A 15,479-nucleotide genomic window follows, 5' to 3' on the forward strand; every position below is an offset into this window, starting at 1 on the left:
AGGCGGCTTTTTTGTGTCCAATCCCTGGAGAGACCCATGCGAGCAATCGACGTGGTGCACAAACTCGCGCCATCGGCACTCGACGATTACCTGGCCGCTTTCGATGGCGGCGACACGCAGCTTGATGCGGCAGGCGTTTCCACTCCCCTGCGCTTGGCTCATTTCCTGGCGCAAGTGATGCACGAATCCGGTGGGCTCACGATCCGGCGCGAGAGCGGGAAATACAGCGCCTCCCGCATCATGGAAATCTTCGGCGTCAACGTCCATTCGGCGGCCGTCACGAAGTCGGAAGCCGCGAAGCTCGCTGGCGATGGCCCGGCCCTGTTCGAGCGCGTCTATGGGCTCGGCAATCCCCGGAAGGCTAAGGAACTCGGAAACATCAATCCCGGAGACGGATGGAAATACCGCGGCAACGGAATCCTCCAGACCACGGGCCGCGCCAATCACCGGGAGATGGGCGAGCGGTGCAAACTCGGGAATCTGTTCGAAGTATCCCCCGATCAAGTCACGAGCGCACAACACGCGCTGAAGCCGGCGCTGGCGGAATGGGTGGCGGGGAACTGCAACGACCTTGCCGACAAGAATGATATTCGCAGCATCACCAAGAAGATCAACGGCGGATATAACGGGTACGAGGACCGCATCAACTGGTTCAACAAAATCTGGAAGTTGGTCGGCTCGGACGATGCGTCTTGGTCCGTTGCGTCCGGCGACGCGGAGACCGAAAAGCTTCAGCGAGACCTCAATGAATTAGGCGCGACTCTGAAGGTCGATGGCCGCACGGGGCCTGAAACCAAAGCGGCCGTCGCTGCTTTCCAAAAGGCAAATGGGCTCAAGGTGGACGGGCTCGCAGGCGAGCAGACAAAGGCCGCTATCGCGCAGCGCCTTGCCACAACCAAGCCCAGCCTGCCAACGGCCTCCATCGTCCCGCAGGCGCCTGTGAAGGAGATTGTGGGCGGTACCGCAACGATTGGGCTCTCCGAGCTTACGCGGCAGGCCGGCGCGGCGCTCGCGCCCTACCAAGACCTATCCGAATATGTCCGGTGGGGCATGCTCGGCTTGACCGTCATCGGCGGCGGGTGGGTCGCGTTCGGGCTGGTCCGATCCTACGTGATCCCGGCCATCTGGAAGCCCAAGCCTGTGGTGCTTTCGTGACTTGGCTTATCGGCATCGTCCTGGACAACACGCCGTGGTGGGCGTGGGCGATTGCCGCTGCCGCTGCTCTGGCAGCCACATATCAGCTCTGGATGCCCATTTGGGCGCTCATTCCCGCACCCGTAAAGGCGGTATTGCTCGCCATCGGCGCTGCGATCCTGGCCTATCTCGCAGGCCGCAACCGTGGCGCAACTGGTGCAGTGGAGCGCGAGCGGGCCAAGCAAGACGCAGCGACGCGGAAGATGATCGAGGAAAAGAAGGGGATCGACGATGAAACGGCTCATCTATCCGATGATGTTCTTGATCGGGATAACGCTCGCTGGGTGCGTAAGCAGCCCTAGGCCGGACGTCTGGTGCCAGACCAACACTCCGATCCGCCCGACGTCGGCGGAATATTCGGTCAAGGACCGGCAATCCAAAGAGCAGATGCGCGCGCACAATCGATTCGGTGAAAAGCTCTGTGGCTGGAGGCCGGAATGACTGAGGGGCCAAAGGAAAGCATGGACCCTGCCGTCGCGGCATTCCTTTCCCGCCTGGACGCTGAAGACGTTCCGTTGCTGGAAAAGTCTATGGAGTTGACCCGCAATATCGCAGCAACAGCGACGGTTATCAAGTGGGTGATCATTTCTGCATTCGGCCTTGTGGTCGCAGTCGCCGCATTGGGAGAAAGCCTCCAGAAGATCGCCATGTTTATCCGTGGTCACTGACCCGTCGCTCTAGCAGTGAGGTAGTCGCATGGGCGTGCCCAAAGACGAGGCCAAAGCGCGAGAGGCGGTTGAGGCTCTAGCGCGCAACCCCGATAACAAGAGCGCTGCGGCGCGGGAACTTGGGATATCCCGGCAATCATTCCGGGAGCGGCTGAACAATGCCGCGGTCCTGGGCATGATGGGCACAAAACCAGTCCTCCCTGGCTTTGTCATCACGAAGACATCGGCAGAACTCGACGAAGCAGAAAATGTCGTGCGCCAGTGGGTGCAGCAAGAGCCAGGGCCTGGAGAGGCGTTCGAAATTCCAGCCGGGCACGTGGTCAAGGGCATATCGGCCTATGTTGACGCAGACAACAGGGTCATCGGGCAATGGATCAAAACGCGAGAGGGTGAACTAGACCCGCTTGCCATTGCCGATGCAATCAAGTGCGCATTTCTCGATTACAGCGGGGCGGCTGATTCCGTTCCGGCGCCGCACCAAACAAGCAACGAACTTCTCACTTTGTACCCTCTTGCGGATTGGCACATAGGTCTTTTCGCATGGAGGGGAGAGACCGGGACCAATTGGGATCTGAAGATCGCCGAAACGACCATCGGCGATGCGGTTTCCGATCTTGTGGCGCGCTCGCCATCGTCTGGCGATGCCGTTGTATTGGGTGGTGGCGACCTCATCCACGCGGACAACGGGGATAACCGCACATCCCGCTCCGGCCACACGCTGGACGTGGATGGGCGCTATGACAAGGTGATTGGCGTCGCCTCCAGGCTCCTGGTGCGCACCGTTGATGCCTGCCTCGCCCGCCACCGAAACGTGACTGTGCGCATCCTCAAGGGGAACCACGACGAACACGCCAGCGTCGCTATCGCTTATTTCCTCCTGGGATGGTACCGCAACGAGCCCCGCGTGACCGTGGACGTTGATCCGTCTCTATTCTGGTGGATGCGGTTCGGCCGCGTGCTCTTCGGCGCCACGCACGGCCACATGGTCAAGATCGGCAAGATGCCGTCCATCATGGCGCACCGGCGGGCGGAGGATTGGGGCGCAACCCAATTCCGTTACGTCCATGGGTTCCACCTCCATCATTCCTCCAAGACCGCGACCGAAGGCGAGGGGGTGATCTGCGAGATCCACCAGAGTCCTGTCGCACAGGATGCGTGGCATTTCGGATCGGGCTTTCTGTCCGGGCGCTCCCTCCAGGCAATCACCTATCACCAGTCGTTTGGCGAGATCGGGCGCGCCCGCGTCGCGATCATGGATGCAATAGGGGTGCCAGCATGAACGAGGATGATGGTCTCGAATGCGGCGGCGGCCTATGGGAAATCGCTGCCGAGCTGCGCGCCATGATCGAGCTTGTGGACACAGCCAAAACACCGGCCGGCCGGCGCCTCGCCACCGAGGCCGCTGAAGCACTGATGCTCCACCTAACGCCGCCAAGCGCCCGCATCATCGCGATGGTGCCCAAGGCCGATGCCATGGAGGCAAAGCCCTTATGACCCTGGACGATCTTCGCGGGCTCCCGAGCTTTGTCTATCTCGCCACACCATACAGCCGGTACCGTTGGGGGCTCGCCAGTGCGGCCTATGATGCGGAGCGACACGCGGCCCATTTGATCGGGCTCGGATTGCGGGTGTTCTCCCCCATCGCCCATTCCCACACCATCGCCCGCGTCGGCGGGATAGACCCGCTCTCGCATGAGATTTGGATGGAGCAAAACCAGCCGTTCATGGATGCAGCTTCCGCGATGGTCGCTGTTCGCATGGATGGATGGAAGGAGAGCATGGGCATGGCGATGGAAGCCGAGTTCTTCCAGGCCGCCGGCAAACCTATCGTGGAAATGGAGGCGCTGCCTTGATCATCGGGTTATGCGGTCTGGCTGGCGCGGGGAAGACGACGGCGGCAGAGTATCTAGAGCGCGAGCATGGGTTCGTTCGCATTCGGTTCGCCGGACCGCTCAAGGCGATGATGGCGGCGCTCGGATGCTCGCAGGACGAGATAGACGGGCACCTTAAGGAAACCCCCTGCGATCTTCTAGGCGGCAAGACGCCGCGCCAAGCGATGCAGTGGCTCGGAACCGAATGGGGCCGGGATATGATCGCCCCCGACCTTTGGACGCGGGCATGGAATTCCGCGGCAACGGCGCCGCGCATTGTGGCCGATGACGTTCGGTTCGCCAACGAGGCTGATGCGATCCGTGCGCGCGGCGGGCTCGTGGTGGAGATCCACCGGCCGGGCGCTGGCGCGGCGATAGGCGCCGCACATATCAGCGAGGCCATGCCGTTCAAGCCGGATGTGAGGATCGAGAACCGGCTTGGCCTGGGCTTTTTCGATAGCCTGGAGTCCATAATCTGCTCGGGGGACAGAAACGGGACAGATACACCGTGAACAAACCGAGATAAACGGCGTTTTACGCGGCCAGGAATCACGCATTCATGCGGGTTTCCGTGTAGAACACCACGTTCGGGACGTGGCGCGCGCGGGTTCCGCCGATCAATGCCGCAGGTTCAACGCGACACAAAAGAAGTCCGTATTTTCATTATAAGATATTGATTTTATTGGTGGGCCCGGCAGGACTCGAACCTGCAACCAGACCGTTATGAGCGGTCAGCTCTAACCGTTGAGCTACAGGCCCCCCGCACGTTCCTATCAATCCCTAGCCGTGTGAACAACCGGGACAAGCGCGGCTTCGCCCCATTGGCGCCGCCTTCCCACAGTGCTGTGTGGCGGCACATACCCAGCGGAGCGTTCCATGTCCTTTCCCCTGTCCCGGCGCCGCGTCTTTTCCGGCGGCCTCCTCGCTGCCCTGGCGATTTGCGCTGTCCTCGATGTCCCGGCGGCGCGGGCGGAAGATCTGTCGCGCGCGACCCTCACCGTGGTCGGGCAGGGCGAAGCCAGCGCGGCGCCGGACATGGCGAGCCTGTCCACCGGCGTCGTGACCGTGGCAAAGACCGCCGAGGACGCCCTCGCCGGCAATTCCAAGAGCGTGGCGGATGTGATCGCCGCACTCCAGGCAACGGGTATCGAGCCGAAGGACCTGGTAACTTCGGGCTTCTCCATCCAGCCGCAATATGTCTATCCCCAGCAGGGCCAGCGCGAAGCGCCGCGTCTCACCGGCTATGAAGTGCGCAACACGGTCAATGTGAAGGTGCGCGATCTGTCGACGCTCGGCGGGCTTTTGGACAAATTGGTCCAGGCGGGTGCCAATCAGGTCAGCGGCATGAGCTTCGCGCTCCAGGACCCGCGTGCGATCGAGCGGCAGGCCCGCCTTGCGGCCATGGCGGATGCCAAGGCCCAGGCGCAGAGCCTGGCGGATGCGGCCGGGCTGCGCCTCGTGCGCATTCGCCGCATCAGCCCGCAGCCCGACATGGGCCCGGTCGCCGCCGCGCCGATGATGATGAAGGCCGATGCGCGCGCGGTGCCGATCCAGGCAGGGGAGACCACCGCCCGCGCCCAGATCACCATCGTCTATGACGCCGAGCCGCGCTGAGCCGGCGCCTGTCGCCGCTCAGGTGATATCGTCGCGGCGGGCTTTCGCGGCCCGCTGCAGTGAATTGGGAGGCAGCAGCAAAGTGAGTGCCTCCGGCATGATACGATAGTGTAGGGGCATGGTCTCGCGGGTGATTTCGCCGTCGGTCGCCACCCAGGCGCGGCGCCGGCGCGGGGCGTGGATGGTGAGCGCCTTGGCGCGAAACGAGTGGATGCCGGGATTGTTGCGCCAGGATTCCACCAGCAGATCGGCGCCGACGCGGATCTTGGCCAGCGCACCGCGCTCCTCGGCGATGTGGATTTCCAATTCCCCGCCATCGAGACGCGAGCGATGCCAGCCCGGCGCGTCGAAGGCATTGTTCGTCACGAGCGCCGCATAGGCGTCGATGGGCTCGCGCCGGCCCTCGATCTCGATTTCCAGCGACATGCGGCCGGAGCGGGTGAGCGCCTTGCCGAGCGCCATGAGCCAGCCGAGGATGCGCCCGCGCGAATCGCGCACCGCCTCGCGGGCAAGCGCCATTTGCGAAAAGAAGCCGACGCCGGAGACGCCGTGGAACGCGCGCCCGTTCAGGGTCGCCACATCCACCCGCATGGGCTCGGCCTCGCGCAGGCCCTGGAGCGCCCCTGGCAGGTCGCGCGGCAGGCCGATGTCATGGGCGAGCAGATTCATGGTGCCGAGCGGCAGCACGCCGAGCGCGGTGTCGGTCTCCGCAAGCACGGAGGCCGCATAGCTCAGCGTGCCGTCCCCGGCGCCGACCACCAGCGCATCATAGCCCTTGCGGCGCGCGGAACGGATCGCCTCGATCATCTCCGCACCTTGAAGGACCACCACGTCGATGTCCTTGCCCGGCTCGGTCAGGGCCTCGTCCACCTCCTGGCGCAGACGCTCGGCGCCAAGATCCTGCACGGTGCCGGCTTTTGCATTGAGTACCACCAGGGTTCGCCCCATGTTCTGTCTCCGAGTGCCGCCAGCATCAAAGCGGGCGTATGATTTGGCTAAGGGCGATAGGGGCTGTGAGAATGTCTAACATTGAGGGAACGCAGGCGCGGCCATGGATTTTCCGGTTGCGCGCCGGCTTGCTGCTGCTGGTGGCCTTGGTGTTCTTCAGCATTTCGGGCGGAAATTTCGTCGCCCGACAGTTTGGGCTCACCTGGCTGTGGGCGCTCGGGCTGGCGTTCGTCTTCGCTCTTCTTCTGGGCTATGGCGTGGCGCGCTTGACGCGGGCCATGTATTTGTCCGGTGCCGCCGTGCTGACGCTGCTGACCACATATCTTGCCTATGACTTTCTGCGCAACGCGGTCGGCTGGTCGCAGACCACCTCGCTCATCCTGGCTGCGGTGCCGTTTGTTCTGATGGGAGCCGCCTTCTGGGATTTCCGCCGGTTGAAGGAGGAAATCCGCAAATGGGCGGATGCGCGTTGAGCGGAGCGCACGGGGGGAACGAAAGCATTGCCTTTGTGGTTCCACGGCGGAAAGCCTTCTGTGGAGTGCGGCTATGCTCAAATACGCTATCATTTTCCTTGTGATTTCCATGATCGCTGGGGCAATGGGATTCTTCAACGTGTCGGCGGTCGCGCGCCGCATTTCGTTCGTGCTGTTTGGAATCTTCATTGCCCTGGCGGCGCTGGTGCTTCTGGCCTTCGTGCTACTCGGCGAGGCGACCGGCTCGGCGTCGCTGTTGCCCTCCTTCCTTCTTACCTAAGGGCATGTACAGTCCGGCGCGGCGCATTCAAGGGCGCGCGCCGGTGATGCGCGTGCGGTGCGGCGGCAAGCGACGTTTTGGGAGTTGAGCCGATGACGCGGGCGCAATAGCCTCAGCGGCATGAAGCCGGACAACGGCTTCGCGGGGTCTTCCAGAGGAGAATAATGATGCGTCGCCTTGCCCTCGCCGCGGCGGTCGGGATGGTCGCCTTCGGCGCCATGCCCGCGCTGGCACAACAGAAGGTGGTGAACGTCTATAATTGGTCGGACTATATCGACGAGTCGGTCTTGGAGGACTTCACCAAGGAGACCGGCATCAAGGTCCGCTACGACGTGTTCGACAGTAACGAGGTGCTGGAAACCAAGCTTCTGGCCGGAAAGACCGGGTATGACGTGGTGGTGCCGAGTGGCTCGTTCCTGCAGCGCCAGATCACGGCGGGTGTGTTCCAGAAGCTGGACAAGTCCAAGCTGCCGAATCTTCAATATGCCTGGCCGGAAATCACCAAGCGCCTCGCGGTCTACGATCCCGGCAATGATTATGCCGTGAACTATATGTGGGGCACCACGGGCATCGGCTACAATGTGGACATGGTGAAGCAGCGGCTCGGCGACATTCCGATTAACACCTGGGACATCGTGTTCAAGCCGGAGAACCTCTCCAAGCTGAAGGATTGCGGCGTCTATTTCCTCGATGGCCCTGAAGAGGTCATTCCCTCCGCTTTGCGGTATCTCGGCCTCGATCCCGATTCGAAGAACCCGGCCGATATTGCCAAGGCCGGCGAGTTGCTGATGACGGTGCGCCCGTTCATCCGCAAGTTTGATTCTTCCGGTTACATCAATGCGCTGGCGCGCGGCGACATCTGCATCGCGGTCGGCTGGTCGGGCGACGTGTTCCAGGCCAAGACCCGCGCCGAGGAAGCCGCCAAGAAGACCAAGAAGAAGCCCGTCACCCTCGCTTATGCCATTCCCAAGCAGGGCGCGCTGATGTGGTTCGACAATTTCGCCATCCCCAAGGACGCGAAGAATGTGGACGAAGCCCACGCCTTCATCAATTACATGATGCGTCCGGAAGTGGCGGCGAAGAACTCGAACTATATTTCCTATGCCAACGGAAACCTGGCGTCGCAGAAGTTCATCGACAAGGCGATCCTGGACAATCCCGCCATCTATCCGGACAAGGCGACCTTCGACCTGCTGTTCACCGTCACCACTTATCCGATGGATATCCAGCGCGTGGTGACCCGCACCTGGAGCAAGTTCAAGCGCGGCAAGTGAGACTGAACGGGCTACGCGTCTGAAGCCCATGGCGCCCCGCGATTCGGTCGCGGGGCGTCTTTCTTTTGCGCGCCCTCAGCCGTGCGCCCTCAGCCCCGCGCGCGCAGCTCGCGCCGCAGGATCTTGCCAGTGGCGGTCATGGGCAGGGTGTCGGTGAAGGCGACGTGGCGCGGATATTCGTGCGCGGAAAGCCGCTCGCGCACATGGCGCTGGATATCGGCCACCAGAGCCTCGCTGCCAGCATGGCCGTCCTTCAGCACGATCCAGGCTTTCACCGCCTCGGTGCGCACGGGGTCCGGCACCCCCACCACCGCGACGAAGGCGACGGCGGGGTGGCGCAGGATGCAATCCTCGATCTCGCCCGGCCCGATGCGATAGCCGGCCGAGGTGATGACATCGTCCGAGCGGCCGACATACCAGAGATAGCCGTCCTCATCCTGCCGGCCCATGTCGCCGGTGAGCAGGAAATCGCCCGTGTATTTCTCCGCCGTGGCTTTGGGATTGTTGAAATATTCCAGCATCATCACCGGATCGCCCCGGCGCACGGCCACATGGCCCTCCGCGCCCGTGGGCAGCACATTGCCGGCATCGTCGACGATCCGCACATCATGGCCGGGGATCGGCTTGCCCATGGCGCCGGGCCGGATGGGGAAGAAATTGGAATTGGATCCCACCACCAGATTGCATTCGGTCTGGCCGTAGATTTCCCGCGCCTCCACGCCCAGGCGCTCTTGCACAAAATCCCCGAGTTCCGCGCCCAGCGTCTCGCCGCCGGTGAGCAAAGAGCGCAGGTTCAGGCCCGCCGGGCGGCGCACATCGGCTTGCCGCAGCAGTTTCAGCGCGGTCGGCGGCAGGAACACATTGTGCACCTGATGGTCTGCCATCAGCGCCATGGCCGCGTCCGGATCGAACTTCTTCGCCCGATAGGCGAGCACGGGCACGCCGAGATAAAGGCTCGGGAACAGCACGTCGAACAGGCCGCCGATCCAGGCCCAGTCGGCCGGCGTCCAATGCAGATCGCCGGGCTGGGGCATGTATTGGTGGACGAATTCGATGCACGGCAGATGCCCCAGCAGCACGCGATGCCCATGCAGCGCGCCCTTGGGATTTCCCGTCGTGCCCGAGGTGAAGATGATGATGCCGGGATCGTCCGGCCCGGTATCCATTGCGGTGAAGCGGTCGCTCGCACGCGCCAGCGTCTCGTCGAAGGACAGCGTGGCGGCATCGCCCTTGTCCGGGCCGATGACGAAGACATGGGTGAGGGCGGGAAGCTGGTCGCGGATGCGCTGGAGCTTGGCGAAGCCAGCCAGATCCGTCACCAGAACCTTGGCGCCGGAGGTATTGAGGCGAAATTCCAGTGCCTCGTCGCCGAACAAGGTGAACAGCGGCACCGAGACCATGCCCGCCTTGAACGCGCCGATATGGGCGATGGCGGTTTCCGGCGCCTGGGGCAGGAACACCGCGACCCGGTCCCTCGGCGCGAGGCCGCAGGCGGTCAGCACATTGGCGAAGCGATTGGTGAGGGCGGAAAGATCCTCGAAGGAATAGCGCGTCAACGCGCCGCTTTCCTCCACGAAGATTAGCGCCGGCTTGTTCGCGCCCGTGGCGTGCGCATCGGAGCAGGCGACGCCCATATTGAAGCGCGCCGGAATCTCCCAGCGAAAGTGACGCACGAGGGCGTCATAAGTCGAAGCCGGGCGCAGCATGATGTTTCCTCCCGCCGGCTTCTGCGTCCCACGCGATAGGATGCGATCCGGGCATTATGGGAAACGATCGAACGTTTTTTTAATGCCCGCGTCAAGATGGACCCGGCCGTCTTCCCTTGTCCGCACCTCTCCCTTTGACCTCACCTCTCCCCGCCGGGGAGAGGTCGGCCGCAAAGCGGCCGGGTGAGGGAGGAGGGGGGTGGTCGGGCGGGGCGAGCCCCTCACCCCAGCCCTCTCCCCGTCGGGGAGAGGGGGCATTGCGGAGCGGTGTCCTGACTCTCCGTTGTCCTCACCTCTCCCCGCCGGGGAGAGGTCGGCCGCTCAGTGGCCGGGTGAGGGGGCGGTGCGGCGCCTATGGTTTCAAGCCACCAGCCCGAGCGCCTGCGCAGCCTGGTCGCGGATGGCGGCGATATTGGTGCGATAGCCTTCGATCCCGCCCTTGAACACGGCGGAACCGGCGACCAGCACGTCGGCGCCGGCCTTCACGCACAGGGCGCCGGTCTGCGGGTTCACGCCGCCGTCGATTTCCAGGCGGATGTCGCGGCCGCGGATCATGTCGCGGATGCGCTCGATCTTGGGCAGCACGTCGGGAATGAAGGCCTGCCCGCCGAAGCCGGGATTGACGGTCATAACGCAGATCAGGTCGGTCTTATCCAGCACATAGTCCAGCACCCGCTCGGAGGTGGCCGGGTTCAGCGCGATGCCGGCCTTCTTGCCGAGCCCGCGAATGACCTGGAGGCAGCGGTCCAGATGGTCGGTGGCTTCCGCCTGCACGGTGATGATGTCCGCCCCCGCCTTGGCGAAGGCCTCCAGATAGGGCTCCACCGGCGAAATCATCAGATGCACGTCGAACACCTTGTCGGTGTAGGGCCGCAGCGCCTTGATGATGTCCGGCCCGAAGGTGATGTTGGGCACGAAATGGCCGTCCATCACGTCGAGATGGATGTAATCGGCCCCGGCCGCCGCCACGTCGCGCACTTCTTCCCCGAGGCGGGAAAAATCGCTGGCGAGGATCGAGGGCGCGATCAGCGGGAAAGTCATGGCATCAACTCCTGCGCGGCGGCGGCTCACGGCGGCGCCCGTCATATGGGGAACGGGTGGGCGCGCCACCACATCCTTCAATAATAGCTGGCGATCTTTTCCACTTCCTCGCGCGAGCCGAACACCAGCGGAATGCGCTGGTGCAGCTTCTGCGGCACGATGTCGAGGATGCGGGTCTTGCCGTCGGTGGCGGCGCCCTGCGCCTGTTCCACCAGGAAGGCCACCGGATTGGCCTCGTAGATCAGGCGCAGGCGGCCCTCGCCATAGCCCTTGCGGCTGTCGCCGGGATAGAGATACACGCCGCCGCGGGTGAAGATGCGGAACGCATCGGCCACCATGGAGCCGACCCAGCGCATGTTGAAATCCTTCCCGCGCGGGCCGTCCTTGCCGGCGAGGCAATCGTCCACATAAGCGCGCGTGGGCGCCGCCCAGTGGCGGAGGTTGGACTGGTTGATGCCATATTCCTTCGTCGCGGCGGGCACTTCGACAGTGGCGCGGGCGAGGATGAAATCGCCGCTTGCCCGGTCCAGCACGAACACCTGCGTGCCCGCGCCCACGGTGGAGACCAGCAGGGTGGAGGGGCCATAGACCAGGAAGCCGGACGCGAGCTGGGCCGTGCCCTTCTGCTTCAGCGCCTCCACCGGATCGGGGAAGGCTTCGGCGCTATAGGGCAGCACGGAATAGATGGTGCCGATGGAGACGTTGGTGTCGATGTTCGAGGAGCCGTCGAGCGGGTCCACGGCCACCACCAGCGTGCCGGATTCGTTCAGCGGGATCGGGGTCTCGCTTTCCTCCGAGCCGAGGAAGGCGACCGGCGCGGCCTTCAGGGCGGAGACGATGGCCTCTTCGGCGATCACGTCCAGTTCCTTCTGGGCATCGCCGGCTGCATTGGCGTCCTCGCCGCGGATCCTGGCGAAATGCTCGGCGAGCGGGCCGCGTGCCACCATGTCGGCGATCGCAACGCCGGCCTGCGCCATGCGCTCCACGGCTGCGGCAACGGCCTTGCGGGTGTCATCCTCGGCCGCCCAGGTGCCGAGATAGCCTTGCAGGGTCACGACGTCGCTCACCTTGTATCTCCTACGTGCGCATGCGGGACATATCCCGCCGATCCGGCGCTCTTATGGCGCACGGCGCGGGAGCCGTCGAGCTTTGGCGCGTGCTCTTCACCGGCCGCGATGGATTTCCACGCCCACGTCGCCGAACACACCGCTGATCGGCGCGCCCGGCTTGTGGACCACCACGCGCACCTGCTCGATCTGCGGGAAATGATCCAGCAGGCGCGTGGCGATGCGCTCGGCGAGGGTCTCCACCAGATGGACGATGTCGTCCTCCACCACCGCCCGTACATGCTCGTACACCGTCTGGTACGAGACGGTGAGGGCGGGATCGTCGGCCCATGCGGCGGGACGGGTGTCGAGCCACCAATCCACGTCCACCACGAAGCGCTGGCCGAGCTGCTGTTCGGCATCGAACACGCCATGGCGGGCGAAGAAGGGCAAGGCGCGTAGGAACAGGCGGTCGCGACGCGGTGCCGGGGCGGCGGGCTCGACCTCGGCCGCTTCGAGGGCTTCCGGGTCGCTGGGATCGATCATGGGGCTCACGCGGGGCTCGGGGTGGCGAAGGAGGGGCGAGGGTGCGAGGGCGCGCCCGCGAAAGCAAGCCGGGCAAACGCAAGCCGGGCCACCGCGACGGCGGGCGCGCAATCCGCCGCCCGCGCCGCAAGGGCGGGCTCGTCGGTGAAGACGGCGCCCACATCCAGATAGGGGCGCCCGACCCGCGCCGCGAGCCGCGCGGCCAGGAACCGGCCGATGCCGGCGCCGACGATCGGAGCGTCCATCGGCAGCGTCGCGCCCGAGAGCACGCAGGCGAGCGCGCCATGCAGCATGTGCAATTGCACCGCCGCCGCATAGGCCGCGAGCTGGCGCGCCTGTTCCAGTGTCGCCGGGCCAAGATCGCGCCCCACCATGCGCAGCAGACGCCGCGCGCTGGCGTCCAGCGTCTTTGGGCCGCCGTCGGCCGCGGGATGCAGGTCGCCATGTTCCGGCAGGTCGCCGATGAGACGGTAGATATCGGCGGTGGTGGCGAAATGCTCCGCCATCAGGGGCACGAAGCCGCCGGCGAACGGCAGCGCGGGCGAAAGCGCCATCACCGGCGTGCGCGCCACGCCGCCATAGACCAGCTCGCTGCTGGCGAGACGCTCGGCATCGCTGAAGCCGCGCGCGGCGACCGCGCCGCCTGAAAAGGGAATGAGATCGGTGGTGGTGGAGCCGATATCCACCAGCACGCCGCACGGCAATTCGGTGGCGAGCGCGGCGGCGGTGGCATGCCAGTTCGCCGAGGCGATGCCCTCCACACGCGCGCTCGCCGCCGAGGCGGGCACGAGGCCGTCTGGCCCGGCATAGATCAGGCATCCGGGGCCGAGACGCGCACCGAGCGCGGCCGCGAGCGCCGTGACGCCGGTGGGGCGGTCGGGCCACAGATCCACCAGTTCGCCGGTCATGGTCACGGCGGAGGGCCGGTGCGGCAGCGGGTCGAGGGCGGCGAGCGCGGCATCAAGCTGGTCCATGCCGCGCCATAGCGCACACGGGGCCATGTCGACGGCGCGCAGGCGGCCCGATTCATCGAAAGCGGCGCGCTTGAGATGGGCGCCGCCCACATCCCAGCCGAGAAAGGCGAAATCGCTCATCGCACCTTCACCCGGACCGGCACGGCCATGGGCAGGTGCGGCAGGGTGGGCGGCCGGCCGTCGCGGATCAGTTCCGGCAGGAAGGCGGCGGGATTGATGCCGAGGCTCGCGTGCAGACCGGCATAAGAGGTGGTGATGCGGGGATTCACCTCCACCACCACCGGCCCCTCCTCGGTCACGATCAGATCAATGCCGATGATGCCGCTCAGCCCCGGCATGGCAGCGACCACCGCCCGCGCGAGCGCCGCGAACTTGCCGACCGCGTCCGGCAGGCAGCCGACCGTGAGCCCGGTCAGGGAGAGGCGGCCTTCGTCCTCGGCCATTTCCTGGAGATTGGTGGTGAGCAGGGTCACGCCATCGGGCCGGCACAGCACGGTGAGGCTGGCGGCGACGCCCGCCACATAGGGCTGGACGATGAGGCCGGCGGGCGGCAACTGCGCCGCGCGCAGAGCCGCGCGGCTGCGCCAGATGTGGGTTTGCGTGGCGCCCGCGCCATCGTCGGGCTTGGTGACGAGCGGCACCGCGAGATTTTCCGGCATCGCTTCCAGCGGGTAGGTCGGGATATGGGGAATGCCCGCCGCCGCGAGATGCTGCGCGGTGAGGCTCTTGCGGCCGGCGATTCGCAGCGCCGGCGCATCGCTCGCGATCACCCGCGCCGTGCCGGTGCGGGCCAGGGCCACGAGGCGATCCAGCAGGCCGTCGGTTTCCGGCGCCACGGGCCAGACCACATGGGCCGCGCCCGCAAGCTGCTCCCAGATCGCCCAGGGATCATCCTTTTCACCCACCGCGATGCTGTCCGCGCGCGGCGGCGCCAGGCGGTCGTCGTGGCACAGCAGCACTTGGACGCCGGGAATATTCTCGAGGTCGCGCACCATGGCATCGCGCATCAGCGTGCCCTCGGGCAGCAACGCGTCGGGAAGCGCCTTGTGGCGCAGGCCGCCGGATGTCACGAACTCGCAGACAAAGACGCGCATGCGCTTTCCTTCCCGTATCAGGCTCGGACACGAAGATGCAGGTTATCCCGGTGATCGATCTTAAGGGAGGGCGTGTGGTGCATGCCCGCCAGGGCGCGCGCCATCTTTATGCGCCCATCGTCTCGCCGCTGGCGGCCGGCAGCGCGCCGCGCGCTATCGTGGCGGCGCTGCTGGCGCTCGCGCCGTTCACGACCCTCTATGTGGCCGACCTCGACGCCATCGCGGGGGAGGGCGACAATGCGCCCGCCATCCGCGATTTGCGCGCGGCCTTTCCCGCTCTCGCTCTGTGGGTGGACGCGGGCGAGAACAGCGCCGCCGCGCTCGCGGCACGTCACGCCGCCGATGCCGGCATCCCGGTGGTGGGCAGTGAGACCCTGGCCGATGCGCGGGCCCTGGCCGGCATGGCGGGACTGGATTTCGTGCTCTCGCTCGATCATGACGCGCAGGGGCCGCGCGGCCCGCAAGAGGTGCATGCGACGCCCGCCCTCTGGCCGCGCCGGGTGATCGCCATGACGCTCGCGAAAGTCGGCTCGGGCGCCGGGCCGGATCTTGAGCGGCTCGCCGATATCCGCGCGCGCCATGAAGCCGTCGCTGCACCCGGCGGAGCGATCGCCCTGTTCGCCGCCGGCGGTGTGCGCCATGTGGGGGACCTCGACACTTTGGCCGCAAAGGGCGTGGAAGGCGCCCTCGTTGCCACCGCGCTGCACGATGGGCGCCTGTTGGGGGAGGATCTGGCGCGCTTTGTCTGAT

19 protein-coding genes and 1 tRNA gene are annotated in these 15,479 nt (G+C 65.4%); 12 read left to right on the forward strand and 8 right to left on the reverse strand.

Going from position 1 to position 15,479, the window contains the following annotated elements; translation table 11 throughout:
- The first annotated feature begins 36 nt into the window (after nt 1–36).
- The 7 genes from V5G24_RS10105 (at nt 37) to V5G24_RS10135 (ending at nt 4,245) form a co-directional block, all read left to right on the forward strand.
- Nucleotides 37–1,155, forward strand: coding sequence for a peptidoglycan-binding protein (locus tag V5G24_RS10105; protein WP_394085294.1), 1,119 nt, complete (start codon nt 37–39; stop codon nt 1,153–1,155).
- The gene (locus V5G24_RS10110) at nt 1,152–1,496 is read left to right on the forward strand and encodes a hypothetical protein (protein WP_394085295.1); all 345 of its coding nucleotides are present in this window, start codon (nt 1,152–1,154) and stop codon (nt 1,494–1,496) included. The genes V5G24_RS10105 and V5G24_RS10110 overlap by 4 nt, the downstream gene beginning before the upstream one ends.
- Before the next feature lie 135 nt (nt 1,497–1,631).
- Entirely contained in the window at nt 1,632–1,862 is a 231-nt protein-coding gene (locus V5G24_RS10115; protein WP_394085296.1) for a hypothetical protein, read from the forward strand.
- Nucleotides 1,863–1,890: 28 nt separating this feature from the next.
- Nucleotides 1,891–3,141 carry a helix-turn-helix domain-containing protein gene (locus tag V5G24_RS10120; RefSeq protein ID WP_394085297.1) on the forward strand — a complete coding sequence of 417 codons (1,251 nt, stop codon included), beginning with the start codon at nt 1,891–1,893 and terminating at the stop codon, nt 3,139–3,141.
- Nucleotides 3,138–3,356 (forward strand): hypothetical protein, encoded by a 219-nt coding sequence (locus V5G24_RS10125; protein ID WP_394085298.1) that lies wholly within the window; start codon nt 3,138–3,140, stop codon nt 3,354–3,356. Before V5G24_RS10120 ends, V5G24_RS10125 begins: the two co-directional genes overlap by 4 nt.
- On the forward strand, nt 3,353–3,715 hold the full coding sequence (locus tag V5G24_RS10130; RefSeq protein WP_394085299.1) for a DUF1937 family protein: 363 nt from the start codon (nt 3,353–3,355) through the stop codon (nt 3,713–3,715). Before V5G24_RS10125 ends, V5G24_RS10130 begins: the two co-directional genes overlap by 4 nt.
- Nucleotides 3,712–4,245 (forward strand): nucleoside/nucleotide kinase family protein, encoded by a 534-nt coding sequence (locus V5G24_RS10135; protein WP_394085300.1) that lies wholly within the window; start codon nt 3,712–3,714, stop codon nt 4,243–4,245. The genes V5G24_RS10130 and V5G24_RS10135 overlap by 4 nt, the downstream gene beginning before the upstream one ends.
- Nucleotides 4,246–4,416: 171 nt before the next feature.
- Here the strand turns inward: V5G24_RS10135 and V5G24_RS10140 are convergent.
- Nucleotides 4,417–4,492, reverse strand: a tRNA-Ile gene (locus V5G24_RS10140).
- Nucleotides 4,493–4,609: 117 nt separating this feature from the next.
- Here V5G24_RS10140 and V5G24_RS10145 point away from each other — a divergent pair.
- Nucleotides 4,610–5,347 carry an SIMPL domain-containing protein gene (locus V5G24_RS10145; RefSeq protein ID WP_394085301.1) on the forward strand — a complete coding sequence of 246 codons (738 nt, stop codon included), beginning with the start codon at nt 4,610–4,612 and terminating at the stop codon, nt 5,345–5,347.
- An 18-nt stretch (nt 5,348–5,365) separates the two neighbouring features.
- On the opposite strand, the gene V5G24_RS10150 is transcribed toward V5G24_RS10145, so the two are convergent.
- Nucleotides 5,366–6,295: a diacylglycerol/lipid kinase family protein gene (locus tag V5G24_RS10150; protein WP_394085302.1), complete on the reverse strand. Its 930-nt coding sequence runs from the start codon at nt 6,293–6,295 to the stop codon at nt 5,366–5,368.
- A 71-nt stretch (nt 6,296–6,366) separates the two neighbouring features.
- Here V5G24_RS10150 and V5G24_RS10155 point away from each other — a divergent pair, with 71 nt between their 5' ends.
- From V5G24_RS10155 to V5G24_RS10165, 3 genes are all read left to right on the forward strand, one after another.
- On the forward strand, nt 6,367–6,768 hold the full coding sequence (locus tag V5G24_RS10155) for a hypothetical protein (RefSeq protein WP_394085303.1): 402 nt from the start codon (nt 6,367–6,369) through the stop codon (nt 6,766–6,768).
- 73 nt (nt 6,769–6,841) lie between these two features.
- Complete coding sequence (locus V5G24_RS10160) at nt 6,842–7,048, forward strand: DUF1328 domain-containing protein (protein ID WP_394085305.1); 207 nt, start codon at nt 6,842–6,844, stop codon at nt 7,046–7,048.
- 164 nt (nt 7,049–7,212) lie between these two features.
- The gene (locus V5G24_RS10165) at nt 7,213–8,322 is read left to right on the forward strand and encodes a polyamine ABC transporter substrate-binding protein (RefSeq protein WP_394085306.1); all 1,110 of its coding nucleotides are present in this window, start codon (nt 7,213–7,215) and stop codon (nt 8,320–8,322) included.
- Nucleotides 8,323–8,411: 89 nt separating this feature from the next.
- Here the strand turns inward: V5G24_RS10165 and V5G24_RS10170 are convergent, their stop codons facing one another.
- From V5G24_RS10170 to V5G24_RS10195, 6 genes are all read right to left on the reverse strand, one after another.
- On the reverse strand, nt 8,412–10,028 hold the full coding sequence (locus V5G24_RS10170; protein WP_394085307.1) for an acyl-CoA synthetase: 1,617 nt from the start codon (nt 10,026–10,028) through the stop codon (nt 8,412–8,414).
- 360 nt (nt 10,029–10,388) lie between these two features.
- Nucleotides 10,389–11,069, reverse strand: coding sequence for a ribulose-phosphate 3-epimerase (rpe, locus tag V5G24_RS10175; RefSeq protein WP_394083056.1), 681 nt, complete (start codon nt 11,067–11,069; stop codon nt 10,389–10,391).
- 77 nt (nt 11,070–11,146) lie between these two features.
- Nucleotides 11,147–12,136 carry a class 1 fructose-bisphosphatase gene (locus tag V5G24_RS10180; protein WP_394083054.1) on the reverse strand — a complete coding sequence of 330 codons (990 nt, stop codon included), beginning with the start codon at nt 12,134–12,136 and terminating at the stop codon, nt 11,147–11,149.
- A 96-nt stretch (nt 12,137–12,232) separates the two neighbouring features.
- Nucleotides 12,233–12,661, reverse strand: a complete 429-nt coding sequence (gene folB / locus V5G24_RS10185) for a dihydroneopterin aldolase (protein WP_394083052.1) — start codon at nt 12,659–12,661, stop codon at nt 12,233–12,235.
- Between the two features lie 5 nt (nt 12,662–12,666).
- On the reverse strand, nt 12,667–13,755 hold the full coding sequence (locus tag V5G24_RS10190; RefSeq protein WP_394083050.1) for a hydantoinase/oxoprolinase family protein: 1,089 nt from the start codon (nt 13,753–13,755) through the stop codon (nt 12,667–12,669).
- Nucleotides 13,752–14,729, reverse strand: a complete 978-nt coding sequence (locus V5G24_RS10195) for an ATP-grasp domain-containing protein (protein WP_394083048.1) — start codon at nt 14,727–14,729, stop codon at nt 13,752–13,754. The genes V5G24_RS10190 and V5G24_RS10195 overlap by 4 nt, the downstream gene beginning before the upstream one ends.
- Before the next feature lie 35 nt (nt 14,730–14,764).
- On the opposite strand from V5G24_RS10195, the gene V5G24_RS10200 reads away from it, so the two are divergent.
- On the forward strand, nt 14,765–15,478 hold the full coding sequence (locus V5G24_RS10200) for a HisA/HisF-related TIM barrel protein (RefSeq protein WP_394083046.1): 714 nt from the start codon (nt 14,765–14,767) through the stop codon (nt 15,476–15,478).
- The last annotated feature ends 1 nt before the right edge of the window (nt 15,479 follow it).

The sequence above is a fragment of the Roseixanthobacter finlandensis genome (genome assembly GCF_043195105.2).
Taxonomy (GTDB): Bacteria; Pseudomonadota; Alphaproteobacteria; order Rhizobiales; family Xanthobacteraceae; genus NCEH01.